The sequence below is a fragment of the Dictyobacter aurantiacus genome, from assembly GCF_003967515.1.
Classification (GTDB): domain Bacteria; phylum Chloroflexota; class Ktedonobacteria; order Ktedonobacterales; family Ktedonobacteraceae; genus Dictyobacter; species Dictyobacter aurantiacus.
In genome coordinates this window covers 1,675,174-1,699,885 of the sequence record NZ_BIFQ01000002.1, presented here as the reverse complement: position 1 = coordinate 1,699,885, position 24,712 = coordinate 1,675,174, and the positions used below count along the sequence as shown (strand labels likewise).

Here is a 24,712-nt window from a genome sequence, read left to right as displayed (position 1 = left end):
ATGGGGCGCTAACCCTGCAGAAAGGCATCCTCTAGGCAGGCGATCAAGTCCTGGGTGTCTCATCAATGATGCACGATGGACAAGTCCTCACCAGCAACGCCAGTTAGCAAGAGAAAACACTGGCCGTGAACAGGCGACATTTCTGCATTATACTCTCCGAGGCTTGCTTTTCAAGCGAGCGAGGAGTGAGAATACACCTCCGATGACTGGACGGGCATGGAAGCCCACTTGCTTGTCGGAGATCGTATCATACCAGTCCGTGAACGGGACACGTGAACCGCTCGTATTGACAAACTGATATAACGCGTCGATGAGGTACTGACGCAGCGACGCGACATCAGTTGAAGCGGCAGTCCACATCTCCCAATCAGCTTTTGTATAGGAATGCCGAATATCAAGAGGAATGCCAAAGGCGTTTTCATGCTGCATATACCATGTGGATTCTTCCGTCAGGGCTGTCATCGGAATGAGGTTCAAGCCAAGAAGTTTGTCAGGGAATGCATTGTACTTCAAACTCCATGTCCCATCCTGATCATACGCCAGTTTAAGATGGAGGCCGGATGAGTCCTGCGACTTATTGACCCACTGGCTAATATAGCTTGTTGCCTGACCCTGATAGTATACGGCGTCTGCTGTCTTGCCAGCAGCCGTAGCGACCTGGCCCATAGCGGCAATGGCCAGAATACCTTTCAGCGCCAGATTTGAACTGTGGGCAATAAAACCGGTAAAGTCGTCGGTTTGATTTTGATATCCGGGATCCAGGGCATTCTGTACGAGGTAATCTGCCCATTGTTTGAGGATAGGATAGTGAGCGTTGGCATAGACCGTCGCATCATGGTCGCTTGCGAACCGTATGTAGGCCGCAACCATAATGAGCATATTGGCCGACTCCTCAACGGGCATATCCTCCTCGGTCTTATTCTCGGAGGTATCATCATTGTGTCCAGTTGCATTGGGATAATGTGAGCCAAGATCATGGACACAGAATGGAAGAGGCCAGCCACCAGTCTCCGTATAGGCAAGAATGGGGTCAAGCAAGAGCCGGAGCAGGTACGGATTGAGATAGACCAGGACGGGCATGCCGGGATAGATTACGTCAATAGTCGAGACGTTGCCATCGCTACTGATCTCCTTGAGCAGCAGCCAGGGCTGGCTCGTCGTTCCCACCAGCTCAGTGCCACTCATGGCTTGCCGGAGCGCGAGTGCACACAGGGCCGCGTAGTTTGTCCCACCGACCTGTGTCGCGTCAGCAGTAATCGCTGCGTCGATCTTCTCGGAACGTTTGAATGCCTCTTTACCATCAGCGTACGTCGAAGCGAGCATCTGCTGCCAGGTTGACCAGTATGCTTTCCAGAGCGGCGGGATTGGATTTCCCAGATAGCTGACAGCCGGTTCACGTACATGCCCCAGCACAAGTGTCATCGGTGATGTTGCTCGCTCTGTGACAGTTCCCATGTTTAAGGCGAAGGCAAACACCGGCCAGCGGTCATTAATGGCACGCGGCTGATTTGCATCCATCGTGTTGTTCAGCGTTCCCTGCGAGACGAAGAACGCGCGTACGACGACATCTTCACCACTCTGTATAGCCAGCTGCGGTTGACTCTCGGTCGCCCAGACGGCTGTTCCCCACGAGGGATAATCATTTACCTCTGACAAGACCTGGGGAGAATGGGGCGTAACGGTAAAGGTGGTAAGAGTGCCGGCACTTTTCGCATGTGACACCTGCTCAGTGTTCCAATTGATGAGCTCATTGCTATCCCCATGAGCCCACTCGCCAGAGATATCGAAGTAGAGGCGAACAGCATGTGTTTGCCCATCGTTGCTTTGGGCGGTGGCGGTAATATAACTCAGAGGCACAGACAGGTTTTGTATATTGTCTACCTCAACAGGTGATAGGAACGTCACCGTCAATGTCACCCCTCCCCCCTGCAAGGTGAAGATGGATTGTGTCGGCGTGATGGTCAAATTGGTCTGCGTCATGGTCTGTACTGAGCCAATACGGGTCGGGGCACCCATAAAGAGATACGCCGTCCCGTCGATATGCGCCATACCGGTCATGGCCTTGATCGCGCCGGTCCAGAAGGTCGGCCATGTGCCCGGGAGCGTGTCTGCCGCGAGCCAGGTACTCACGTAAGGGCTGCGTACCACCAGGGGTGTCGCTGGCGGGCGTAGTGGTGTGAAGGCTGCAGAGGTTTGTGGGGGAGTCGCATGGTAGAGCGAGAAAACGTCTGCATCACTCAAGACCCGATTATACAGGCGTACATCGTCGATGAGACCAGGCCAGAAGTCCACCGGCCCCCCATTATATTTTCCCCGTCCAATCACTGTCTCGCCTTGAGCATTCCACGCGGTCCCTACTGACTGCGTGTCGACTAATGTACCATTGACGTAGAGCTTGATCTGTTTCGCCATCGTATCATGTACCCCGACCAGGTGATACCATACATTGGTAGAAGGGGAAAACGGAGAGATGGCTCGTGTCGTCGGGCTTTGCGCCGAATCGGTGCTAATCAAACTAAAGGCGAAACGTCCTCCATCAGGTATAGCTGGATTGGTGTACTGCAAGTAGAAACCACTGACGTTCGCACCGTCTTGAGTGACTGCGGACGCCCAGACATTGGGATTGCTTATCTGTACCCATGCGGCCACCGTATAGTCTTTACTGGTGTCCAGCACGCTCGCATTGATATCAACTTCCGCGCGAGACCCATTGAAGCTGAGCGCGTCACTCATTCTTCCGCTGACCCAGATTGGCCCTCCGGTCAGTGTCCCGCTGTTGCCAGCGCCAGATGAGTCTACAGCGATGCTGCCACTGCCATCATCGAATTTCCAGTACCCCACCAATCCGGCAGTTGTATCCATCGACGCTGCAAGCGCGATCCCGGGCTGGAAAAAAAGCGCATCTAGCGCACCTCCCGCGAGCCCTGCCGCAGCGGCCCATTTGATGAACTCGCGCCTGCCTACAGGGGTGTTGTGAAACGATAGAACATTGCCCTCGTGATCCTTCACTGTAAAACTCCTTTTCTTCATTGACGCCTATGTTCGCAAGAGACGATCGCACTGTTATCTTTATTGCTGGGGCCACCAAACCACGTTTCAACCTTGATACCGCCTCTCTACACAGGAGGCGCTTTGGGAGCGGGAGACAGCACCATAGCGCGCAGTTTCTTCTGTCCGGCAAGACGCGTTTGCAGCAGGACAACAACCAGCAAGAACGCTCCCCGAATCACGGTTTCCCAGTAAGAGCTCAGGCTGATCAAACCATACCCGTTCTCGAAGTTGAGAACGTTCAGAATCAAGCCGAGCAGCAACGCACCAACCAGTGAGCCGAATAGAGTTCCTTTGCCACCTGTGAGTAGCGTCCCACCCACGATGACGGCGGCGATCGCATTGAGTTCCCAGCCGACAGCCTCGTTGGGATTGCCGGTATACGTTTGCGCCGCCAATAGCACACCTGCAAGACTCGCCAGTATCCCACTAATCACATAAACCAGTAATTTGATGCGTACGACTGGCAATCCCATCAGACGAGCCGCCTCTTCATTGCCGCCAATCGCCAGGGCATGGCGACCAAAGCGTGTATAATGAAGAAGAATGGAGCCCAGGACAAACGCCACTACCAATAATAGGATGGGCACAGGAATGCCCAGCAGCGTCCCCGAATAGATGGCGGGGAAATCGTTGCCGCTCGTCGAGAGCGTTGCCGCCCCCGAGATAATCAGGGCCATACCACGAACTCCGATCAGTGTTGCCAGCGTCACGATGAATGGCGGGATGCGCAAGCGCGCCACCGCCCATCCATTCAAAAGTCCGATCAGGAGCCCGACGAGCAGGGCCATACCCAGCGCGGGAACGAGGCCAGCGCCACTAAAACGTGTCGCGACGACCGCAGAGAGCGCCGCCACCGATCCAACGGAGATGTCGATGTTCCCCGTCATAATCACGAAGGTCTCTCCCAATGCGAGAAGTCCGAAAATTGTGTTGTAGGAGAAGAAGCTAATCATATTGTAGGTCGATAAGAAATAGGTATAACGAAACGAGGCAAAAAGAAAGAGCAGCACAAAGATGAGCAGTGGCCCTTGCTGGCTCAGCATTCCTCTTCCTCGACGCAGTAGCACTCCCCATGGTATTGAGCGGCTCCTGATAGGTGTCTGTGTCATACTACCCTCTTCTTCGAACTCCGGGGTCCGCTGCGTTTACCGCAGCACACCATGACAGTGACAATGACCCGAGATCGGGAGAACTATTTCCTCCTCGCCGAACAGCAATGGTCGTTGCTCAGGATTGTGGCCGAATCTGGAGGTAAACCGCAACAAGGATGATGAGTGCATTCACGACGAGCGCGGTCGCCTGGGGAACATTGTTACCGACCAGAAAGGTATAAATAAGTTGCGTAATTAAAGCCCCCAGAAACGTGCCAAAGACACGCGCCTCACCACCCAGAAGCGAGGTGCCTCCAATCGCTACCGCAGCGATTGCGTTGAGCTCTACGTTCAAGCCGACTGTACTGGGATCAGAGTTTGAGTTGAGCGAGACGACGATCAGCCCCCCTAAGGCTGCCAGCACGCCCGTAATAACGTATACGGCAATCCTGGTACGTGCAACCGGAACACCAGCCAGTCGCGCGGCCTCGGCATTCCCGCCAATCGCCTGAATGGAGCGCCCGAACCTCGTCCCACGCATAAAGAGCGAAAAGACTACGAGCAGCAGAGCCATCAGGTAAGCCTGAACCGGCAATCCCAACAAACTCCCTTTCCCTAACCATGAGAAACCAGCATTGGTAAAGGGTTGTCCCGCTCCATTGGTGAGCACCTGTGCGATCCCACGCCCCGCCGTGAACAGGATCAGTGTAGCGATAATTGGCTGGAGTTGAATACGTGCGACCAGCCAGCCATTGAAGAGTCCACAGGCGGCTCCCGCGAGCAGGGGAAGGAACAACGCTAACGCGAGCCCCAGGACCGGGTTAGCAATATGCAGAAAGAGGAGGGGCGCCAGCACCCCTGCGATCGCCATGACCGACCCCACAGAGAGGTCAATTCCACCTGTCGCGATGACAAGCGTCATGCCAATTGCCACGATGGTCGTGCTACTCATCTGCTGAAGATTGATGCCAAGCGTTTGAAAACGCAGGAAGTTTGGCGTAAAGATGCAATTGAGCAGTAGAAGCAAGATACAGGCCAGCAGCGAACCTGTGCGCCCTCTGGAGTGCCACAGGCCTCTGCTCCCTTTGAGACGAGATGCCGGCGCTTGCGGAGTGGGCGTTGTTGCCATTTGATTAATCCTCTCCACGTGGAGCCTCCGTTTTCAGGTCAGACACAGGCGGCTTCGGCTCCCCTTCGCCATGCGCCATGGCCGCCATTAAAGCATCCTGGGTCACCTCGTTACGCGCAAAGGAGGCCACACTTTTCCCATCGCGCAGAATAACGATGCGATCACACCCTTCGATCAACTCCTCTAACTCAGAGGAAATCATCAGCATACTGACTCCTTTTTCCGCCAGTTCTTCAATCAGTCCCTGAATCTCTGCCTTCGCACCGATATCGATGCCGCGTGTCGGCTCATCCAGCAACAACAATGTGGGATCGAGACAGAGCCAGCGAGCCAGCAATACCTTCTGCTGATTGCCTCCTGAAAGCTCGCGTATGGGCTGATCAGGGCCAGAGGTCTTGATGTCAAGGCGTCGAATGAACGTGTCGACAATCTCTTGCTGTTTCTGGCGCGAGACAATACCGTAACGTGAGATGCGTGGTAGCACCGCCAATGTCATATTCTCGCGTACGGAGAGAAAAGGAATAATGCCATCAGCTTTACGATCCTCCGAGCAAAAGCCAATCCCGGCGCGAATGGCATCGATCGGCGTGCGAAAATGCGTCTGTTCTCCCTCGACGCTAATCGTTCCTCCCTCAATCGGATCAGCGGCAAAAATCGCTCGCACAACCTCACTCCTCCCCGAACCCAGCAGGCCACCCAGGCCCACAATCTCGCCCGCGTGAACACGCACACTCGCTCCGTGTAACACCACGCTGCGGCGCAGATCATGGGCCTCTAACACCACCTTTGCTTGAGCATGATGCTGTTCGGGGGTAAAGCTTGTCTGCCCGTGCTGGCGCAGATCGGACTGTTCTTTCCCTAGCATGCGTGAGACAAGTTCTACTCTTGGAAGTGAATGCAGGTCACGCACATCGACCGTGCGGCCATCACGCATAATGGTTACACGATCACAGATGGTATAGATCTCATCAAGACGATGACCAACAAACAGGGTCGATACCCCTTCGGACTGTAACTGACGGATACTATCAAATAAGGTTTCGACCTCGTGCTCATTGAGCGAGGAGGTCGGTTCATCCATGATCACAAGGCGGCTCTCAAATGAGAGTGCTCGCGCAATGGCAACCATCTGCTGCAAGGCAATGTTATAGCTGAGCAGCGGCCTGGTGACGTCGATGGAGATGTGAAGACGCTCAAGCAATGTGCGCGCACCCTCGTTCATCGCGCGCCAGTTGATAAAACCCCAGCGCCTCGGCTCTTTTCCCATGTAGATATTCTCGGCAACCGTACGGAGAGGAACCAGGTTAATCTCCTGGTAGATCGTGCTGATGCCTGCGTTCTGGGCCTGCTGCGGCGTATGGAAGTTAACTGGTTGTCCCTCAAAGGTAATGCTGCCACTCTCACGCGTGTATGCTCCGCTCAGGATCTTGATCAACGTTGACTTGCCAGCACCGTTTTGCCCAACCAACGCATGCACCTCACCGGGAAAAACCTGCAGATGCGCGTCTGTCAACGCAACCACGCCGGGGAAAGTTTTCCTTACGTGTTCGATTGTCAGGAGTGGAACTGCCTGGTTCATGCCAGTATCCTCTTTCCAACACTGTGACTGCACAAGATCGAGGCACCTGCTGACCTCGATCTTGTGCGGCCATGTATGGTTCGCTAGAAACCTGCGCCTTTCGACAGCGCATCAGTGATGTTATCAGCGGTGTACTGGTTGTCTTGCTGGACAACCCACTGCTGGGGCACCGTGCCATTTGCGTATTTGTCAATGGTATCAAATGCGATAGGACCCAGGCGGGGATTACACTGCACGACAATGGTCTCTTCCCCGTTTTGAACAGCCTGTAGCGCGGCATTCTCACCATCAATGGATGCCACCAGGACATCTTTACCGGGTTTCTTGCCCGCCGCCTTGAGCGCATCTATCGCGCCCAGGGCCATTTCGTCGTTCTCAGCATATACAGCCGTGACTTCAGGATGCGATTGAAGCAGGGTCTGCATCGTCTTTAGACCTGTCGCACGATCGAAGTTGGCATCCTGCCTGGCAATGATCTGCATGCCGGAATGCGATTGAATCTCATCCTCAAATCCCTTGGTACGGTTGATCGCCGGTGAGGAACCGGTTGTTCCCTGTAACTCGATAATCTTCGCTTTCCCGTTGGTCTTCTGAATGAGGTGCTGCGCCACGCGCTGCCCCTCACGGACAAAATCAGAGCCAATAAAGGTGATGTAGTCTTTACCGGGCGTTACCTTACTATGGTTGGCATCACGATCCAGCAGGATCACTGGAATACAAGCCGCCGCCGCCTGCTTGATCGCAGAGACTTCGCCATCCTCGGTCAACGGCGCGATCAAAAGGACATCGGGATGTTGGGCGATAATGCTTTGAATGTCTGAGACCTGTTTGCTGTCTGAGTTCTGGGCATCGGTATAGATAACGGTGTCGCCGCGCCTGGAGGCTTCTTCCTGTACGCTTGTTGTCTCAGCAATACGCCAGGGGGCATTGTTCACTTGTTGGGAAAAACCTACCCGATAATGACTCTTTTTCGCGAGCTTGGGAGGAGAAGAACAGCCACTGCTGGAGGCATTGCCTGAGGTGTTATCACCTCCACAGGCAATCAGGAAGGTGCTAAAGAGGAAAAGGGCAAGAACCAGAGGTATACCATGATGGAGAAACGTGCGCTGTCTCATACGAAAATCCCTCCTTTAGGATCTGTACAACCTGGTGGTCAGGCCTTCACGAAACATAGGCCAGGAAGTTCTGTCGCTATAGCGCGGGGCGGAATGGGACACCCTTTTCTGATAACGGTACCCATCACCGCTTCTTCCTGGGAACGTGCTACTACTCCTTTCACTTTTTCCTTAGCCTATACATTGATTCTAAATAAATGCCCATTATAACGGCTTTCCTCCACGGAAATCAAGAAAAGCAAAAAAACATCTTCCCTAAAAATGGTCCTTCATTTCGTTTTTTGCCAAATCAAACAATAGCAAGTATAGTTTGCATTATAGTAAATGTCAATACATGCATTGACCTTTCTGACATCCTTTCTCGAATAGCAAATTTAGAGGTATATTGCCTGCATTACCCTTCTTATTAGTTATAAAAATATTTCTCATTTTAGACTCAGGGGAATAAAACTATTGACATTTACATATATGATTTATTATACTTTTCTTGCATCAATTAGCCGTTACCTTAAATAAACAGCAAGATCTTTAACGGCGAATGAAGATATTGAACGCTTCACAATGAAGTGTGCGTACCTGCAATGAAACAGCCGAAGATATCGAAAGGCGCAAACCCTGGTTTGGGGAGAAACAATGGCAAAATTGGGAAAAGTGCTCGTTCTAGATCTCACCGAGAATAGTGAGACCTGCTTGTTGCTATTGAAAGCCCTCAGTTCGGAGACGAGGTTAACCATTCTGACGTTCCTGGGCAATCGCACTGTCAATGTCAACGAGATCGCGGAAGCGCTCAATATCGCGCCCTCGTCAGCGACAACCCATATTCAGATCCTTGAAAAGGCTGACCTGATACGTACCAAAATCATCCCTGCCACCCATGGCTTACAAAAGCTGTGCGCCAGAACCTACGATGATGTGCATATCCGCATCGAAGGAAGCCCGGCAGATATGCAGGATGCATTTACAATCACTATGCCAATTGGGCAATACTATGCATTTGATATCCATCCAACCTGTGGCCTGGTGAGCGAAACGAGCCTGATTGGTCTGCTTGACAACCCGGCAAGTTTCTATGAGCCAGAACGTGTCAATGCACAATTGCTCTGGTTCGGCTCTGGAAGTATCACGTACCGCTTTCCCAATCATCTGCCAGCTGGCACTCGCCCCACACGTATTGATATCAGTGCTGAACTCTGTTCCGAAGCGCCCCTCCATCATAACAACTGGCCCTCTGATATTACTGTTTGGATTAACAACGTCGAAATCGGTAGCTGGACGAGTCCAGCTGACTTTGGTGGTGAACGGGGCCTGCTCACCCCCTCCTGGTGGGAAACAAAGGATACCCAGTACGGGATGCTCAAGATCTGGTCCGTTAAGAGAGAGGGCAGTTTTATCGACGGACGAACTATCAGTTCGGTACAAATAGATGACCTGTGTATCCTGGAGCACCCCTTTATCGAGGTACGTCTGGGCATCAAACAGGACGCGACGAACGTCGGTGGTATTAATCTCTTCGGTGAGAAGTTCGGTAACTATCCTCAGCCACTCGTTATGAAAGTGTACTTTGAACACGTGCGCAAAAGCTAATCATGCCCGCAGGAGCTAAACGGAATCTTTTGTTGGAGCTGTTAATCGGTGTGGCGTACAGGTTTGCCTTTCGCTTTTATGCGTGTGGTGATGGGGAGGCAGTTTCCGTTGGCACAAGTTCTTCTGTTAGTCCACTATCGTGACGATTACGTACATGCGAATCCCTGGAACCTGGTGGCCCGCTACGACTATGATCCATTTGGCGATGTGGTTGGTTGAAAACCAATAGAAGTGGAAAAACTCTCTATGAAAGCAAGGAGATAGCATGGCAGCGCTGCTTCATTTTCCTGATCGGATTTTTAGCATCTGGAAGTATACCATCTCTCACCGTCAGCTGATCCTGCGGAGCGTAAAAGACAAAGAGCGAGGGATATCGACACGAGTTGATATTCTTTTTAAGTCTGTGGCCTGGATGAGTCTTCCAATTAGCTTCTCGGATTTACGTGTTGACGCTGCAAGCCCAGAACAGGTCGAGTTCATGACGACCAGTTCTGGTGCGATCCTGCAAGATACAGAAAAATTGTTTGTCTTGAGAGGAAAAAGCTCACAAGGCTATGTGGCTGCCTCTGTCTATGCTTTCGATGAGAGCACGCGAGAGTTCGATGAACCTGACATTTGGGGGAATCTCTCTTTCTATGCTCCAGAATATAGTGAACGGACACCTGAGGAATGGAGGCAACTTGGATACAGCAACGGGAGACGACTTCGGAAAGCTTCTCCCGATACAGACGAGAACTTTCTCCACCAGATCATCAAAGATTGCCTGCTCGGTTTAGAAATCAGCGTTGAACAAGCGTCCATTGATGCCTTCATTGAAGGAATGGATGCCGGGTACACACAGCGTGCAAGATAACAAAGCCCTCCATTCATTTCAGATTGGTTACGCCCATGGACCCTAAAAAGCTCTGGAACACCAGACAGTGCGGTTGTCAAACAAACATAAGAACAGTATGCTTATTTATATATGCCTATGCCTGGACTCAGAATAGGCGGCGTGCGATGCCAAAGCAGTTGATGTTGTCACTGCTGCCTCATGAGACATATATGCAGATATATGTCCGCTTGTCATAGATGAGAGCAGACAAAAAGAAGGTTCGTTATTACATGAAAGTACACATTTCCGGTTTTGGACCGTTTGGAAAGGAAAAAACAAATCCCACGGCCCGCTTGATTGAAGACCTTGATAGCTACCGTATTGACGGCGCATCACTTCAGTTGCATCTCTTGCCTGTTACCGTTCAAGGAATCTATGATTATGCCACATTGCTTTCTGGAGAGAGTCTTGATGAGGAGATCCTGGTCATTGCTTTTGGTCTCGCCGGCGGAAGAAAAGGCATGACGATAGAACGAGTGGCCATTAACTGCTTCGACTTTTCAATACCTGATAACGATGGGCAGAATCTGATCGATACCCCTATTGTTCCAGGCGGCCCGGATGCCTATTTTTCCGGACTTCCCATAAAGCGAATCCAGGCATGCTGGCAACGTAGCGGTATACCCGGTTCTGTTTCCAACACGGCTGGCACGTATCTGTGCAATGGACTCTTCTACCTTCTCAGGCACTATACCAGGACTTCCGGCGCACGTGGTGGCTTTATCCATGTTCCTTATACAGGCGACATCATTACTGATGCTTCAGAACCAACAATGAGTTACGCGGATGTTTTGAGCGCGGCCAAGATTGCGATCGAAGTAGCGATACAGCACCCTGACGATGAAGTGCTTCCAGGTGGAGCTATTTGCTAACCTTTGGGAGTAAGCATGTATGGGGCCATCCGGATGCTGGTGCTCGTTCTTTTCGGGCATGTATCTGCGCCACTTGCCTATTTATGGCGCAGCAGTTTTTTCAGACATAATTTCTAAGGAGCATCACGCTTCGGGTAGCAGACGAACCGCTTCGCCAAACGGTACGTGTTCTGTGCTGATGCCGCCAGGCGAGAGCACCCAGAGCGTCTGCAGCGCAGGCGGTTGAGCGGGAAAGCTCCCATAGCCGTTGGTCAGATAGATGCACACGCCGTTATGGGGATCATCGAGCACACCCTCAAGCACACGAAAGAAGGGGCGGAAATCAGTACTACCTCCGCCTTGAGGCTGGGGCAGCGGCATCTCAACACTAAGCTCATAGGGACCATAGCAGGCGGCATCGGTATAGTAGAGCGTGGCCTCCAGGTGAGGATACGCCCTCAGGATGGCCTGCACCTCGCTTAAAAAGAGCGCCATCACCTTGGTATCGATCGAACCACTGGTATCGAGAGCGATAAAGACGCGCAGCTTTTCTCCAGCCAGCGTATCCAGGTAGAGGTCCTAGCCAACGAACCGGCGATCAAAACCTTGGAAATCGGTAGGTGTCTGCACCAGGAAGCGCCAGAGATATGTGCGCCAGTCTAGCTAGGAGGGATTGAGATGGGTCATCTCGCGCAGCAATCCCGCCGGAAGTGTCCCTGCGCCACAAGCAACGTCTGGGCTTGTTGTAAAACCTGCAGCCAATACTGCTCCAGTTCCGCGTAGACATTCGCCTCAAACGCTCCATCTGGTTCCAGCAGGTCGGCAAACAGCAGGCATAGCAACTTTTGCAGCCTTGGCTGTGCATGAAGTTTGTAGTACACTTGAGCAATTCGATGAGACCCATGATCACCTTGGCAGCATGGAGAGCTTCTCTCAGTACGTGCAAGCGCTTCAGGTGCTCGGCGTGGAAAAATATGATTCCTACCTCACTGACGGCCATTCCGAATTCTTTGGCAAGGATGGGCACAAGATAGTCTCACCTTCGGTCCACGTCACACTGACCTACGAGCAGTTCCGCTACGGCTTTACCAACGCGCTCTCGGAAGAGGAAGCCCGCCAACTCTACGACCGGTACGCAGTTCCAGGTTCTGGCACCCCTGTTTTCCAGGCCGCTGCCACCAACCTGAACCCGTGGACAGAAGATCAACTCAACATCAGGAATCCTGAGCGTGGACCCCTCTTGCTCATCGCAGGCGAACAAGACCATATCGTCCCTCTAGCAGTCGTCAAGGCAGCATACAAATTGCAACAGCAGAATCCCTCGGTCACAGCGTTGCGTGAGATGTCTGGCCGTGAGCACTCACTTATCATTGACCACGGCTGGCGTGAAGTGGCCGAGTTCGCATCAGCCTTCATCGCAGAACATCTCTTGAGCGACCAGTAGTCTGTCTTAACATTCTCCCCACAGCTTTTGCCGGGGGATTCCCGCAATCACTTACGGAGTTTTCCTGCTTTGCTGAGTCTTGTCGGGGGTGGTTTTCACCGCTCCCTCATCTCTAGCACCAAAGCCGCTTGTGAACCCGCTTCACAGGCGGCTTTCTTTTGCTTCCTTTTGCTCCACACTTGAGGTTGACCTCCATTAAAGATTTTGACAACTGATTAACTTATTTCAGACCCACGAGTTACCATAACCTTTACTCTTTACAGAAAGAATCATCCCATCTCTCCCGGCCTTTGATCACACATAATTTCAAATCTTTGATTATACACTAATTGTATGTCTGTAAGAGCCGCATCTAACGTCTCTAATAGAGCATCCATATGCTGGCAAAACGCTGGTACATGGAATATAAAATGAGGAGGAACGGAAGCCTGAGCATCTTTTTTAACGGGATATCGAAACGTATAGGAGCCTTCATCTACAGAGTCAAATTCTTTAACGAAGCGAACAAAGTCATCGAACGTGCGCATCTCTTCTGTTTCAGTTTCCCAAATACACCCCACATTATTAAAAATTTTCCTTACGTCACCTACAAATTGCGATAACTTATGCTGTGTTAAGAGATAATTAGGAAAAGGATGATTTTCATTATCAAGGCGCTCAATCTTACATCCTTCATACACGATAGCTTTAAGATAAAGCTCTAGAGAATGTCGATATAAAAAAACGATAGGGCAGGCATCAACATCATGGTAACTAGGAAGAGAAAACATAGCATCAGCTAATTTTTGACCTGCATTATGAAATGCACGAGCATATACTCCAAGCTCACTCATCGCTGAGGGTTGAAAATTAAGCACTACATTCCCATATAGAGAGCTTGAATGAAAAAGCAAAGATTCTGAAGATGCATCATCCATAACGGTTTTACTCCTATTATTATCTCTATTAACACTAAGTAAAAATAATATATCCTAGTAATCTTATAATATTCAATCTACATTAAAAACAATAAAAGCAGCCTCTACCACGGCGCCCTTTTTTCCTCATAAAAATACTCCTCAAAAAACAAACCTCGTGCTTCACAAAGCAACAAGGCAGAACAGAACCCAATAAAGCTTAAGCAGTGAATTCCTCATGAGATTTTAGTCATTCATACAAAGAGTCAGGATGAATACGGCGAACACCACGCAGGAGAATAGAAAGCAACCCTTCATGGTTAAGGTACTGGCACACGGTAGTACGGCAGACCCCAAGCATAATAGCCACCTCCGCAACACTCAACAACACAGGCTGAGCGGTCGAGATCTTTTTACGACGGCCCATAAAGCATCTCCTATGACGCTGAATCAGCGATATGATAGAGCACGCGTTTTTTGCGCACCGTTTCCGTGAAATCCTTCTGTCGTAGTCGCATGTACTCTTCCGCCAACCGGTAGTATACCGACAACGTATCCGAGAAATCAGCAGATATATCAGCATCCGGGCGATCATCAGAATGAGCACGCCAGGCTTCGAAGGTAGACATGCCCCCCGTCAGTTGGGCTACCTCCGTTCCATATTGACATGCCGCTTTCTTTCTCGAATGTAGGGAGCCAGATTGAACACCGCGGGATCAACGACAGGAGCAACATATGCAGGCTGCTGTACAGCAGACTTTCTCTTTTTCCTATGTACTGGCTTGCTGTGCTCGAAAGGATGCTCTTCCAGGTAGGCATCGACCTCGGCCAGCAACTCTCCTCTTGTTCATATTCGGACTCTTCTAGTTCAGGCACTGCAAAGGCTGATTGAATAACTTGCCAATCAGGATGCACTTTCCGGCGAGAGCGGTTGACATCCGTTTCGCTGGGAATAACATAGCGAGCCAGCCATCCGGCAGACCATCAACGCCGCCATCCACACGACCCGCCGCATACCCCCACAGACCAGCAATGTAGGTTTCGAGCAAAAACGCATCCTCGATCCCATGAAACAAGACCTCCTCTTGTTCCTCGCCATCCTTGACACCCGGCCTACTTGTTTCATTTCTCGAAGCGCTGGACGACGGTACCGGATCTCATTGCGTATCACCGACATATCTTCCGTATACTCAAACCAGCGGGCAACCATCAAAAGAAAAACGCGTCGGAATGTTTTCCTCTTCCTCTTGCGCCAGTTCTTGAGTTGCAGCAGCTCAAGTTTCAGCTCATCAGACAACTTTTTCTCGACTATCTGAAAATTGGTATCTCTCTGGTACACATTCAGATAGAGCGTATCTAGGAATGCTCCCAAGACTTTCACTTTGCTACCCATAGGCACCTCCTCTCAAAGTGTTTAAAACCAGCCACATTACTGGTAAAATGGCTTGGGTCATGACAACAAGTGACGAGGGAAAGAAAAGCGAGAAATAACCAGTTATGGATAACAACACCAGAAACCAGATTATTGAGAAAATCCAGTCAATTCGAGGTATTTTTTCCTGCATTGCTCTGCTTTTTATTTTTTGCGTTTTAGGTTATTTATGTGTAGATGCCCTTGAAAAGAAAATGTATCCTCCCTGCAATTGGTTATGGTTTTTTGGCCTTTGCTGTGCTGGGACCATTCTGGATAATGCTATTTGCCAAATTGCTCGTCGTCTTTTTAGCCAAGCGATACAACACACAGCCATCTAGCCAAGAAGCCCAATCAGAAGAATAAGAATATCAGGTAGAGGGAGAAAGAAAAGAGGAAATACTACCCGTCATATAGATGTGTTAAAATGGGGAAAAACGAGCTTGCGATGAGTGGGCCTTGTATGTTTTCGCCCCGATTTTATGCAATAGTTGCGATAGTGATTGTCTGCATAGCCATGGTCCTGCTCGATTATTTTGCATATCGAAATTGGATAGACACATTCATCTATATAATAATCGTGTTTATAGCAGGGATAATCGCAAACAAATTTGCAAAACCAAAGGCTAAACGGACAAACGAAAACAACCCTCAGGAGGACAATACCTAATTACCAAGCCCCCAATGCTTTGATATTGCTTTGTTTTATACACACCTCTTTGTGACTTATGCGATCAAAGACTGTAGTAATGAAAAATAATGTTATAAACACAAAAAAGGTAAAAGACATGTTCCTTTACAATAAAATCACTTTATTTATACTTTTTGTTCTTTGGATTATCGGAGTTGTAGTAATAACCTGGATGAATCTATCAGATGGCAAACCACTGCAAAAAGCTCTATACCTAGCGTTAATACCAATAAGCATTATGTCAGTATTAAATATATTATTGTTTCTATTGGCAGAAAAATCGATTAACAAGAACAAAAAGCGATAAAAAATATAATGCTAGAACCACCAAACAAATGAAAGGTATTCTGAGCAGTCTGGTTTACTTGTTGGACTGCTCAGAGCAATATCGCACAACCAATCCACAGAACGAAGCAAGGTATCAAACTCCTCATTCCAATCGTCTTGCACCTCATCCAAGGTTATGCACACGCGAAACGCTCGATAGCAGATCGACCTATCCAGAGCACGCGCACACGCATAGGCATCCGGCAGAGACCATAATTGCGCATGGCATCTTCAATCGCCTGGAAGGCTGTTGCAGCTTTGATATATCCAACATACAGAGGCATACGGTTCTCTCCAAGACCTGCAGGCCAGATTGCGATATCAAACCAACCTGAAACAGGTTCGCCGTCCCAAGGACCATAGTCCTGCAATGGTTGTCCATAATTCGGCATACAGACTACCTCCTAACATAGCTAGCACAGGAACAAAGAACGCGATACGACATAAGCGCAGTTTGTGGGATAGTAGGTACTTGCGTAAGGATTTTTGAGAGGTGAAAGCTTATAATTATATAGTTATATATTTGTGTTGTATGGAGATAAGAGCATCATATGGGAAGCATTCTATGATTTTACCAGATTTAAGTATCATCCTTTCAATTATTGCGATTCTTATTGGACTTCTAGGAGTAGGAATAAGTATTAATGAAGGCCACTATACTAAACATGCCTGTCAGGAACCCCATAGCTAAAGCTAGGGGCTTGCTTCGGTAAGCCTACCTGACCAGCTTGAGGTTTGAAAGACAACCTACGTTACGAGTGAAATGAGGTACGACAGGGTGCATGCCAGCTCTGCCCGCTACGGTCAGCGATTAAACAGAGGTACAAGGGTTAACTCAGTGTCGTTGGCGATAAACCACTCGATAACTTTAGCGAGGCACACATTACCCGTGCAAACGGAGGCTCTGAAAGGGGCAACAACCAATGTCCAACGTATTCGTTGTAGATACCTATCAGCGACCATTGAATCCGGTCCACCCAGGACGAGCACGAATCTTGCTCTCCGAGGGGAAAGCAGCCGTGTTTAAACGCTATCCCTTTACGATCATCCTAAAAATTGAAGTACAGGAGCCAGCAGTACAGCCACTACGCATCAAGCTTGATCCTGGTTCGAAGACAACTGGTCTTGCGATTGTCAACGATGCCACAGGTGAGGTGGTCTTTGCTGCCGAGTTATCGCATCGAGGACAGAAGATTAAAGCCGCCCTTGATGATCGTCGAACGGTGCGCCGATCTCGTCGGCAACGCAAAACCCGATACAGAAAACCACGGTTCAATAATCGCAAGAACAAGAAAAAGGGGTGGCTCCCACCATCCTTAGAAAGCCGCATTGCCAACGTGCTCACCTGGGTCAATCGGATGTCTCGCTCTTGTCGTATCACTGCCATCAGTATGGAGTTGGTCCGCTTTGATATGCAACTGATGCAGAATGCAGAGGTGTCCGGCGTTGAATATCAACAAGGAACGCTCGCAGGATATGAGATCAGACACTATTTGCTGGAGAAGTGGGACCGAACGTGTTCGTATTGCGGATCGAAAGACATGCCATTGCAGATAGAGCACATACAGCCACGTGCCAATGGGGGCACCAATCGCATTTCAAATCTGTGTTTGGCCTGTGAAGCGTGTAATACAGCGAAAGGGACGCTCGATATAGCGGTATTCCTCAAAAAGAAACCGGAGGTACTCAAGCGTATCCAGTCCCAGGCCAAGAAGCCTCTCAAGGATGCAGCCGCCGTCAACGCCACGAGGTGGGCGCTTTTTGAGAGACTCAAGGCCACGGGACTCCCGATTGAATGTGGTTCCGGCGGTTTGACAACGTTCAATCGAACGACAAGAGCATTCCAGAAGACGCACTGGTTAGATGCTGCCAACGTCGGCAAGAGTACGCCTGATGTCCTGATCGTAAAGGATATCGTGCCGGTACTGATCACTGCCACAGGGCATGGTTCACGCCAGATGTGCCGTCCCGATCGCTATGGCTTCCCACGCACATCAGCCAAAGGCAACAAGAAAGTCAAAGGCTTCCAGACGGGAGACATCATCAAAGCCATCGTGACGACTGGCATCAAGAAAGGCACGTATATCGGGCGTGTAGCAGTTCGTTCAAGCGGATCATTTACTATTGTGACATCGACCCAGACGATCCAGGGAATCAGCTATCGTTTCTGCCGAATGGTGCATCACAGTGATGGCTATAGTTATACCAAAGGAAGCGCACTCCTCCCCATGCATGAATGCAGGGGTATCCGTGCGCTTGAAAAGAGATGATGCTGTGAGACAGGTTGCAACAGCAAAGCCAGCAGATATACAACAAATTGCAGCCTCACAATTAGAAGTTAATAGTGCGTATTACAAAAGAGGATAAGGTATTTCGACCATCGAGGAAAGCCATGCATGTGTTTCGGTCATGGTAATGGAATACGAGTCTCGAAACATCCGTTTCACAGTGCTATAAGCGACATCGGCATTACGCTGAAGTTTTCCCTGCCGGAAGGGATGCAGGTTTCGCACATCCAGATCACCGAAGTTACTCCTGGAAAAGAGGCTGTCCAGCCAGAAAATCCTCGATCATACTCTCCCAGTTCATCTCGGCGAATTCAGATCCAAAGAAGGCTCCGATGGCGAAATCCATCTTGCCAGGCTCCCAGATATCCTCGTTTTCATAAATGGTCGTGAGTATATTCCGTTGAAGATCCGAGAGGTCGGAAACGGTTGTATTGCGCGCGATTTCCAGGTCTCCAAAAACAAAGCTGAGCAGAGCAATGCTAATGGAAGTATCAAGATCGGACTCGGCAAAGGGAAGTTCGTTGAATCGTTCTTTCACATCTGAAGACAGTTCGTAGCCCCGGAGAAGTATCCTCAGGGCATCCTGGCTGGTCTGCTCTCGCATAGCGAAGACCCACCCCATGGCTGTGGCAATTTGGCCAAGAGGATTTTCTGCCTCTTGTAAAAGGCCTGTGAAAAAGAAAGCCGTTTCTTCGCTCTTTTCGAGAAGTTGCCCCAGGCTCAAGAGAAGACTGGCACGGACAAAGGGAACAACCTCAGTTGAAAGAGATTGCTGCATATCAGGTGCTATTTTTGCTCTGTGCGATTGACAACGGCTGAGAGTATAAGCTGCCCAGGCGCGAAGCTTCTCGTCTGGTGCTTGCAATAAACGCAGATAGGTTGCATAGCCATCGCTTACAGCATCGCTTGCGTTCTGCACCCAACTGAATGCATCGGTAATCTTCAACTGTGCCTCAGGAGTTTCTCTGCGTTCTTTATTGAGCATATGGACATTGGAATAAGGAGCACCATGTGCGATCGCCTCTAGAAATGCAAGTAATTCAGTCTTATTTTGTACCTCAGAAGCTTCCAACAACTCGCAGAAGAAAGGAACGACATAGGCGGTTGAGCTATAGACCGTGCCCTGGTGGGCAACTGCATGCCAGAGACGACGAATGGCACCTTTGTAGATCTCTTCCTTCGGTGAGGCAAGAGCACGAATCAAATCAGGCACCTCACTGGCTTCACCATATGCGTGTTCCAGTTTGTTCCAGGGAATAGAATCGAGGGTTTCTAACATGTGAGAGTTCTTTCTCGCGTAAAAACGCTGCCAATTTTCATCCTAAAAACCGCTGCGGTAACACTGCGGAATAATAGTATATACAGAGAGACATTCCTTGTAAAGACCAACTTTCCACTGTACCAGGGCATGCGACGGGAAATAAATAGCGTGGAGAGATCTGATGTTCTCCATTGTATATTAGCGGAGGAGCAAGCGAGTTCCTGTGCCTGACCTCTCTTTGCTTGTGCGGAGAGCGAAGTCGGAAGCACGAGGCTTCTCTGGCTCTATTGCAAAAGAAAGCTGACCTGCCAGAATGGCGAGAAAAGCAGGAAAAGAGGATCAGTCATGATGGAGCACCCTCCTTATGCAGGAAAGCAGCCTTTGTGGGAATGCCTCTCGGCGCCTTTTACAGTAGAGTTTGCGGCGCTTTTTTGCACTGCTCGACAACCTGTGCAGTATGAGCCAGTGTAATGGAAAGCCTCACCAGTGCAAAGACCAACTCCGTGCTGTGGAAAGTTGGTCTTCACATATATTCCCGATTAAGTCCCCTGAGAATGCACTAGGCACCCTTCGTCTCATTGAAGCATCACTGTGTATTCCCATAGTGTCTCGTCGCGATATTCGCTATAATCTCGCTCTCGGAGGCGGGGCCACGATGGACGCGGGTTCCTATCCCATCAACCTCGTACGCTTCCTGAGTGGGGAGGAACCAGAAGTTGTGCAGGCAACGGCAACGTTGGCTTCGCAGGGCGTTGATCGCCGCATGGATGCCGATCTACGCTTCCCCAGCGGGCTCACAGGCCATATCAGGGCCTCGCTCTTCTCCAGCGATCTCTTGCGCATCAGTGCGCGCATCACCGGTGATCAGGGGCACATGAGCGTCTTTAATTACGTCTCACCGCAAGCCTATCACCGCCTGACCGTCAAGACCACCAGCACACATCGGACAGAACATATGGCAGGAGACGCAAGCTATACGTATCAACTGCGCGCCTTTGCCCGGGCCATCAATGAAGGGACACCAGTGCTAACCAACGCCAATGACGCGATCGCCAATATGCGGGTGATCGACTCGGTCTATCGCAAAGCTGGCCTGCAGCCACGTATGGCTGCAGAAGATAGTCCTCAGTCCACTCCAACAGCAACATAAAGATACTGAAGAAGAGATACGTTCGATGCATGCGGTCGTTGTTAGACCCATCCGTGAACTGCCTTTTCAACAAGGCCACTCTGATGAGTAGATAAACTCATCAATAAAAAGAGCAAAAAATTTTGAAGGAGCCATCAAAAAGCGTATTGTAAGGTAGCTTAAGGCAAATCGGCATGGGTAGTAGAGCGTTTCTCTCTCAAAACCAGATACGTCCTAGAAAAAGAACTGCTCTCATATCGGGCAGTTCTTTTTCTATTTACAACCGTAAGGAAGCTATCTCCACCAAGGAGCATACAATCCCACCCGAACTGATGCGATAGTCGCCGCATCACTAGTTATGGCGGTGACGCTGTGTAGTAATCGCATCGAAGACACAGGAGGCCTGAGCCTTTGTGAGCAGGTCTTCGGGAGTGGGAAACTCCTGATGGATATGCAAGACTTGTAGATGAAAGCGCCCGTAGCTAAAAGGCTCCATGGCTTGCGCGCGCAACGCATCATGCAACGTTTTCCCGAAATTGGGGGGAAGCCGGAGTCCGCGACGCGCTACAATGCGATCACTCGCTCCATCTACCAGTACCACGAGCAGAGGAATATATTCACCAGGAGCAACCGCAGGAGGAAGTGCGTGCGTATATACATTTCCGAAAAGGTGCCAGTTGTACGGAATATCTCCCCAGGATGAGAAACCATGGAAGTGGTGGCATAGAAACAGAATATGCTCTTGCACGAAAAGCGCCAGTTCTACCCGATTGTTCTGCACGGCACTGATACGACTGTGTGAAAGCTGCGATTCAGATAACACGAGTAGATGGTTTCCTTCAAGATAGCTCTAAAAATGGCCCTCCTTCTCCTTCTGAATAAATGACGGCCATGGAGCGCCAATTTGAAAGGGGTCCTGATACGTCATGTTGCGTTTCCTCCTCAGGCTCTAAAGGAACCTGTATCATGTCTATAGTTGCTAAAAGTCTAGCGAATCCTTGATTCACTGGCTCATGGAACTACCAGCGGGCTTCACGCGAGTCGTGGAGCAGCAGTTTGTTGAGTGAATCACACCCTGGAATGGTGTCCCAGTTCCCGGCTCTGTGGCGCTGTATTAAGGGTAAGCGAAAGCTGAAGGTGTGCAGCGTGTCAAAACCTCAAGGAACAATCGCGAGGGGCGTTTTACTTCCGAAAGGAGAGCTTAAAGCTATGATGTGTTTGGTGTATGTGATCAATCAGAATGGCCAGTGCTTGATGCCCTGCAAGCCATCCAAAGCACGTAAATTGCTCAGGGATGGCCGGGCTCGTGTCAAGCACCGGAGCCCTTTCACGATCCAACTCCTCTGGGACTGTGAGGAGCACGTCCAGGAGGTGGTGGTCGGGATCGATAAGGGCAGTTCGATCACAGGCTTCGCCTGTGTTGGTAACGGCGAGCTCCTGCTGTCGGGGGAGATTGTTCATCGGAAAGACGTCAAAGAGAAGATGCAAACCCGCCGGATGCATCGGCGCAGCCGCCGAAACCGCCGTTGGTATCGTTCGAAGCGGATACGCAACCGAGCTTCCAGTCGTCTCAGTGGGCGACTTCCTCCCTCGATCAAAACGAATGTGGAGGAGGTGATCCGCGTGGTAGAGCGCCTGCCGTTGCCGCTCGCCCACATCGTGATCGAAGATGTCCAAGTGGACATCGCTCGTTTGAACGATCCGACGCTTCAAGCACGTCGCTATCAGGACCCGACACGGCTAGATGAAAACCTACGGATCGCCTGCCTGATGCGCGACGGTTACCAATGCCAATACTGTCACAAGCGCGAGACGCGCCTGGAAGCGCATCACCTCGTGTTTCGCCAACACGGTGGCAAAGATACCCTAAGCAATCTGCTCACGCTCTGCGAGTCGTGTCATCACCGTGTGCACGAGGGCAAGGTCACGCTGTCGGTGACAGGCGTGAGCGGTCATTTGGACCATATCGCGCAACGGTCCATGCAAGGGAAATCGCATCTGTACGCAACGCTGGAACAAGGCATTTCCCTGACCACCCTCTTTGGGTACCAGACGGCAATCTGGCGCAAGCATCTAGACCTGCCCAAAGCCCATGATGTAGACGCTCTCTGCATTGCCACCTACGATACCGGAGAGGTTATTCCCTGGCAGCAAGACCGTTTCTACCAGGTGAGGTTTCGCCCGCGTCGAACGCGGCGGCACTACCATGATTTGCCTCGGAAAGGACAAGGCAGGGTGCGCTATCAGGTCAACAGCGAACTGGAGGGCTTTCGCAAAGGTGATGTGGTGCGCGTGAAGGGCACCTTTGTCAAGCAGATCAATTCGATCTACAGCGACGGCTATCTTGCCTTTCCGCGGGTCAAAGGGGAACCCTCAAAAGCTCGACCGAAGGATTGTGTGTTGCTCGAACGTGGCACCACAATACTCTGGCAAAGGATGGCAGAATGATCAAGAAATGTCAAGGATCCACTATGAATCCAAAGAACGATTATAATACACACAAAGGGCCTGCAAGGAGGAAACCCCTTGCAGACCCTTTGTGTTCAGCGCTGTAACAACCCCTAGCGGGGATCTTTGGAGCGAGGACGATAGATATTCACGCCAGCTTTGATGTGCTCATGTTCTGGTATAGAAACATTCCCATCTGTGCTGGCGATGGTGATTGATTTGCCGCTTGCTGAGAAACCATATTCCTGCGTCAAATCAACGGTGATAATCAGTTTGTCGCCTTCCACTTTCATTTCAATATTCTTCATGTTTGTTCTCCTTTGTAACGTGATCACAACTATAACTCATCAATATATTGCACACTGGCTACACAATTACTCCGATGCATTTTGCGTATCCTGGCCTGATTGTGTTTCAAGAGGCAGAAGTTCTTCTCGGACAATCGAGACGTCGGGTGGCGCACTAATGCCAAGTTTGACCCGCTCCCCTTCGACACCAAGCACTGCTATTTTAATAAAGCCGGCAATCACCAGGATTTCGCCAACTTTTCGCCGCAACACTAACATGTTTCTTCACATCCTTCTTGTATGGCCACCGGCCATGCTCATTGATGACAATATCCTGAATCCCCCTCCAGGTCACGACAATACCTCCTGCCTGCTTTCAATGGGCCTATAGAATCTCATGAATCTGATTGCACCTCACCGCTCTGCTCTTCCTCAGATCGTGTAGGCGAAACGAGAAAGAGGTGTACCTGGAGTTCCATAGCTTCCTGGGGACCCTCAAGATCTTGAGCGGTTAAAAATGTCATGTGCTTTGGTGGCGTGCTGGCATGAGCCAGTGCCAACGCTTTTTTCCTGGCGGCCTCGTACGCCGCAGCATAATCGGGATGGCCTAATCCGTCCTCTCCATAGGTTCCGACACATCGGACATAGGGGAACCAGGCCTCTTTTTGTTGAAGAATCATGTTCACCTCCTGGTAGGTGCGCTCGACACCTGAAAAGTAATAGACTGACCGATCCGGGGGGACAAGGATCACGACGGTGGGATCAAGGATCTGACCATCAGGCAGGGCATACCACCCATGCTCGTTGATCACTACTTCGTCCTCAAGATCAACGACATACCAGCCCTCGACCAGTTTCCCGGCAGCCGAAAACGCCTCAGGCAAGTAGTGCACCATCATATCGATGACATTGCTAAAACAGGTATTGGGATTCGCCCGCATAGCACGCGCGAATAGGAGCGAGAGGTCAACGACCAGATCGTCGCTGCTTTTCTCCTGGACACCATTGTGGGCATCCTTTGAACGTGAATCGTTCACAATAACAACTCCTTTCATACCAAAAGGACCCACCACGTTCTCTGCAGAACATGGCAGGTCTTCTGACGTAGATATATATGTAAAGCTCTAGAAAAAGCATCCCATGCCGAGTGCAGAGCAGAACAGCAATCCTACAACGTTGCGTTATCCTCACGATCATGCTGTTTGGAATGTCTTGCACATACCGTCACACTGGAGATGCTCCAGGAAAAAGGGACA

Annotated in this window: 24 protein-coding genes; 8 read left to right on the top strand and 16 right to left on the bottom strand. The window is 50.3% G+C overall.

Annotated elements, in window-relative coordinates:
* Nucleotides 1-147: 147 nt before the first annotated feature.
* From KTT_RS31650 to KTT_RS31630, 5 genes are all read right to left on the bottom strand, one after another.
* Nucleotides 148-3,009 carry a glutaminase domain-containing protein gene (locus KTT_RS31650; RefSeq protein ID WP_160146276.1) on the bottom strand — a complete coding sequence of 954 codons (2,862 nt, stop codon included), beginning with the start codon at nucleotides 3,007-3,009 and terminating at the stop codon, nucleotides 148-150.
* A gap of 107 nt (nucleotides 3,010-3,116) precedes the next feature.
* Nucleotides 3,117-4,160 (bottom strand): ABC transporter permease, encoded by a 1,044-nt coding sequence (locus KTT_RS31645; RefSeq protein WP_218031055.1) that lies wholly within the window; start codon nucleotides 4,158-4,160, stop codon nucleotides 3,117-3,119.
* A gap of 118 nt (nucleotides 4,161-4,278) precedes the next feature.
* Nucleotides 4,279-5,271 carry an ABC transporter permease gene (locus KTT_RS31640; RefSeq protein ID WP_126601657.1) on the bottom strand — a complete coding sequence of 331 codons (993 nt, stop codon included), beginning with the start codon at nucleotides 5,269-5,271 and terminating at the stop codon, nucleotides 4,279-4,281.
* A 4-nt stretch (nucleotides 5,272-5,275) separates the two neighbouring features.
* Nucleotides 5,276-6,850, bottom strand: coding sequence for a sugar ABC transporter ATP-binding protein (locus KTT_RS31635; RefSeq protein WP_126601656.1), 1,575 nt, complete (start codon nucleotides 6,848-6,850; stop codon nucleotides 5,276-5,278).
* Nucleotides 6,851-6,933: 83 nt separating this feature from the next.
* Nucleotides 6,934-7,965 (bottom strand): ABC transporter substrate-binding protein, encoded by a 1,032-nt coding sequence (locus tag KTT_RS31630; RefSeq protein WP_126601655.1) that lies wholly within the window; start codon nucleotides 7,963-7,965, stop codon nucleotides 6,934-6,936.
* A gap of 633 nt (nucleotides 7,966-8,598) precedes the next feature.
* On the opposite strand from KTT_RS31630, the gene KTT_RS31625 reads away from it, so the two are divergent.
* The 3 genes from KTT_RS31625 to KTT_RS31615 all read left to right on the top strand — a co-directional run bounded on the left by KTT_RS31625 (nucleotide 8,599) and on the right by KTT_RS31615 (nucleotide 11,295).
* Nucleotides 8,599-9,549: an ArsR/SmtB family transcription factor gene (locus tag KTT_RS31625; protein ID WP_126601654.1), complete on the top strand. Its 951-nt coding sequence runs from the start codon at nucleotides 8,599-8,601 to the stop codon at nucleotides 9,547-9,549.
* A 265-nt stretch (nucleotides 9,550-9,814) separates the two neighbouring features.
* Complete coding sequence (locus KTT_RS31620) at nucleotides 9,815-10,402, top strand: hypothetical protein (protein WP_126601653.1); 588 nt, start codon at nucleotides 9,815-9,817, stop codon at nucleotides 10,400-10,402.
* A gap of 251 nt (nucleotides 10,403-10,653) precedes the next feature.
* Nucleotides 10,654-11,295: a pyroglutamyl-peptidase I gene (locus KTT_RS31615; RefSeq protein WP_126601652.1), complete on the top strand. Its 642-nt coding sequence runs from the start codon at nucleotides 10,654-10,656 to the stop codon at nucleotides 11,293-11,295.
* A gap of 123 nt (nucleotides 11,296-11,418) precedes the next feature.
* On the opposite strand, the gene KTT_RS31610 is transcribed toward KTT_RS31615, so the two are convergent.
* Nucleotides 11,419-11,769: a VWA-like domain-containing protein gene (locus KTT_RS31610; RefSeq protein WP_126601651.1), complete on the bottom strand. Its 351-nt coding sequence runs from the start codon at nucleotides 11,767-11,769 to the stop codon at nucleotides 11,419-11,421.
* A gap of 188 nt (nucleotides 11,770-11,957) precedes the next feature.
* Complete coding sequence (locus KTT_RS36345; protein ID WP_160146274.1) at nucleotides 11,958-12,116, bottom strand: hypothetical protein; 159 nt, start codon at nucleotides 12,114-12,116, stop codon at nucleotides 11,958-11,960.
* A 17-nt stretch (nucleotides 12,117-12,133) separates the two neighbouring features.
* Between KTT_RS36345 and KTT_RS31605 the strand changes: the two genes are divergently transcribed.
* Nucleotides 12,134-12,718, top strand: a complete 585-nt coding sequence (locus tag KTT_RS31605; RefSeq protein ID WP_126601650.1) for an alpha/beta hydrolase — start codon at nucleotides 12,134-12,136, stop codon at nucleotides 12,716-12,718.
* A 269-nt stretch (nucleotides 12,719-12,987) separates the two neighbouring features.
* On the opposite strand, the gene KTT_RS31600 is transcribed toward KTT_RS31605, so the two are convergent.
* From KTT_RS31600 to KTT_RS31590, 3 genes are all read right to left on the bottom strand, one after another.
* Entirely contained in the window at nucleotides 12,988-13,635 is a 648-nt protein-coding gene (locus KTT_RS31600) for a hypothetical protein (protein WP_126601649.1), read from the bottom strand.
* A 229-nt stretch (nucleotides 13,636-13,864) separates the two neighbouring features.
* A complete protein-coding gene (locus KTT_RS31595; protein WP_126601648.1) occupies nucleotides 13,865-14,041 on the bottom strand; it encodes a helix-turn-helix domain-containing protein in 177 nt (58 codons plus the stop codon).
* Nucleotides 14,042-14,477: 436 nt separating this feature from the next.
* Nucleotides 14,478-14,690 carry a hypothetical protein gene (locus tag KTT_RS31590; protein WP_126601647.1) on the bottom strand — a complete coding sequence of 71 codons (213 nt, stop codon included), beginning with the start codon at nucleotides 14,688-14,690 and terminating at the stop codon, nucleotides 14,478-14,480.
* Between the two features lie 421 nt (nucleotides 14,691-15,111).
* Here KTT_RS31590 and KTT_RS31585 point away from each other — a divergent pair, with 421 nt between their 5' ends.
* Nucleotides 15,112-15,366: a hypothetical protein gene (locus KTT_RS31585; RefSeq protein WP_126601646.1), complete on the top strand. Its 255-nt coding sequence runs from the start codon at nucleotides 15,112-15,114 to the stop codon at nucleotides 15,364-15,366.
* Between the two features lie 811 nt (nucleotides 15,367-16,177).
* Here KTT_RS31585 and KTT_RS31580 read toward each other — a convergent pair.
* Nucleotides 16,178-16,435, bottom strand: coding sequence for a hypothetical protein (locus KTT_RS31580; RefSeq protein ID WP_126601645.1), 258 nt, complete (start codon nucleotides 16,433-16,435; stop codon nucleotides 16,178-16,180).
* A gap of 531 nt (nucleotides 16,436-16,966) precedes the next feature.
* On the opposite strand from KTT_RS31580, the gene iscB (KTT_RS31575) reads away from it, so the two are divergent.
* The gene (gene iscB, locus KTT_RS31575; protein ID WP_126601644.1) at nucleotides 16,967-18,313 is read left to right on the top strand and encodes an RNA-guided endonuclease IscB; all 1,347 of its coding nucleotides are present in this window, start codon (nucleotides 16,967-16,969) and stop codon (nucleotides 18,311-18,313) included.
* Nucleotides 18,314-18,572: 259 nt separating this feature from the next.
* Here iscB (KTT_RS31575) and KTT_RS31570 read toward each other — a convergent pair whose 3' ends face one another.
* A complete protein-coding gene (locus tag KTT_RS31570) occupies nucleotides 18,573-19,610 on the bottom strand; it encodes a hypothetical protein (RefSeq protein ID WP_126601643.1) in 1,038 nt (345 codons plus the stop codon).
* Between the two features lie 439 nt (nucleotides 19,611-20,049).
* On the opposite strand from KTT_RS31570, the gene KTT_RS31565 reads away from it, so the two are divergent.
* A complete protein-coding gene (locus KTT_RS31565) occupies nucleotides 20,050-20,742 on the top strand; it encodes a Gfo/Idh/MocA family protein (protein ID WP_126601642.1) in 693 nt (230 codons plus the stop codon).
* Nucleotides 20,743-21,073: 331 nt separating this feature from the next.
* Here the strand turns inward: KTT_RS31565 and KTT_RS31560 are convergent, their stop codons facing one another.
* The gene (locus KTT_RS31560; RefSeq protein WP_126601641.1) at nucleotides 21,074-21,544 is read right to left on the bottom strand and encodes a hypothetical protein; all 471 of its coding nucleotides are present in this window, start codon (nucleotides 21,542-21,544) and stop codon (nucleotides 21,074-21,076) included.
* A gap of 386 nt (nucleotides 21,545-21,930) precedes the next feature.
* Here KTT_RS31560 and iscB (KTT_RS31555) point away from each other — a divergent pair, with 386 nt between their 5' ends.
* Nucleotides 21,931-23,169 carry an RNA-guided endonuclease IscB gene (gene iscB, locus KTT_RS31555; protein WP_160146272.1) on the top strand — a complete coding sequence of 413 codons (1,239 nt, stop codon included), beginning with the start codon at nucleotides 21,931-21,933 and terminating at the stop codon, nucleotides 23,167-23,169.
* Nucleotides 23,170-23,282: 113 nt separating this feature from the next.
* Here iscB (KTT_RS31555) and KTT_RS31550 read toward each other — a convergent pair whose 3' ends face one another.
* The 3 genes from KTT_RS31550 to KTT_RS31540 form a co-directional block, all read right to left on the bottom strand.
* Entirely contained in the window at nucleotides 23,283-23,477 is a 195-nt protein-coding gene (locus tag KTT_RS31550) for a hypothetical protein (RefSeq protein WP_126601639.1), read from the bottom strand.
* Between the two features lie 66 nt (nucleotides 23,478-23,543).
* Nucleotides 23,544-23,735, bottom strand: a complete 192-nt coding sequence (locus tag KTT_RS31545; RefSeq protein WP_126601638.1) for a carbon storage regulator — start codon at nucleotides 23,733-23,735, stop codon at nucleotides 23,544-23,546.
* Nucleotides 23,736-23,851: 116 nt separating this feature from the next.
* Complete coding sequence (locus KTT_RS31540) at nucleotides 23,852-24,493, bottom strand: hypothetical protein (protein WP_126601637.1); 642 nt, start codon at nucleotides 24,491-24,493, stop codon at nucleotides 23,852-23,854.
* Between the last annotated feature and the right edge of the window lie 219 nt (nucleotides 24,494-24,712).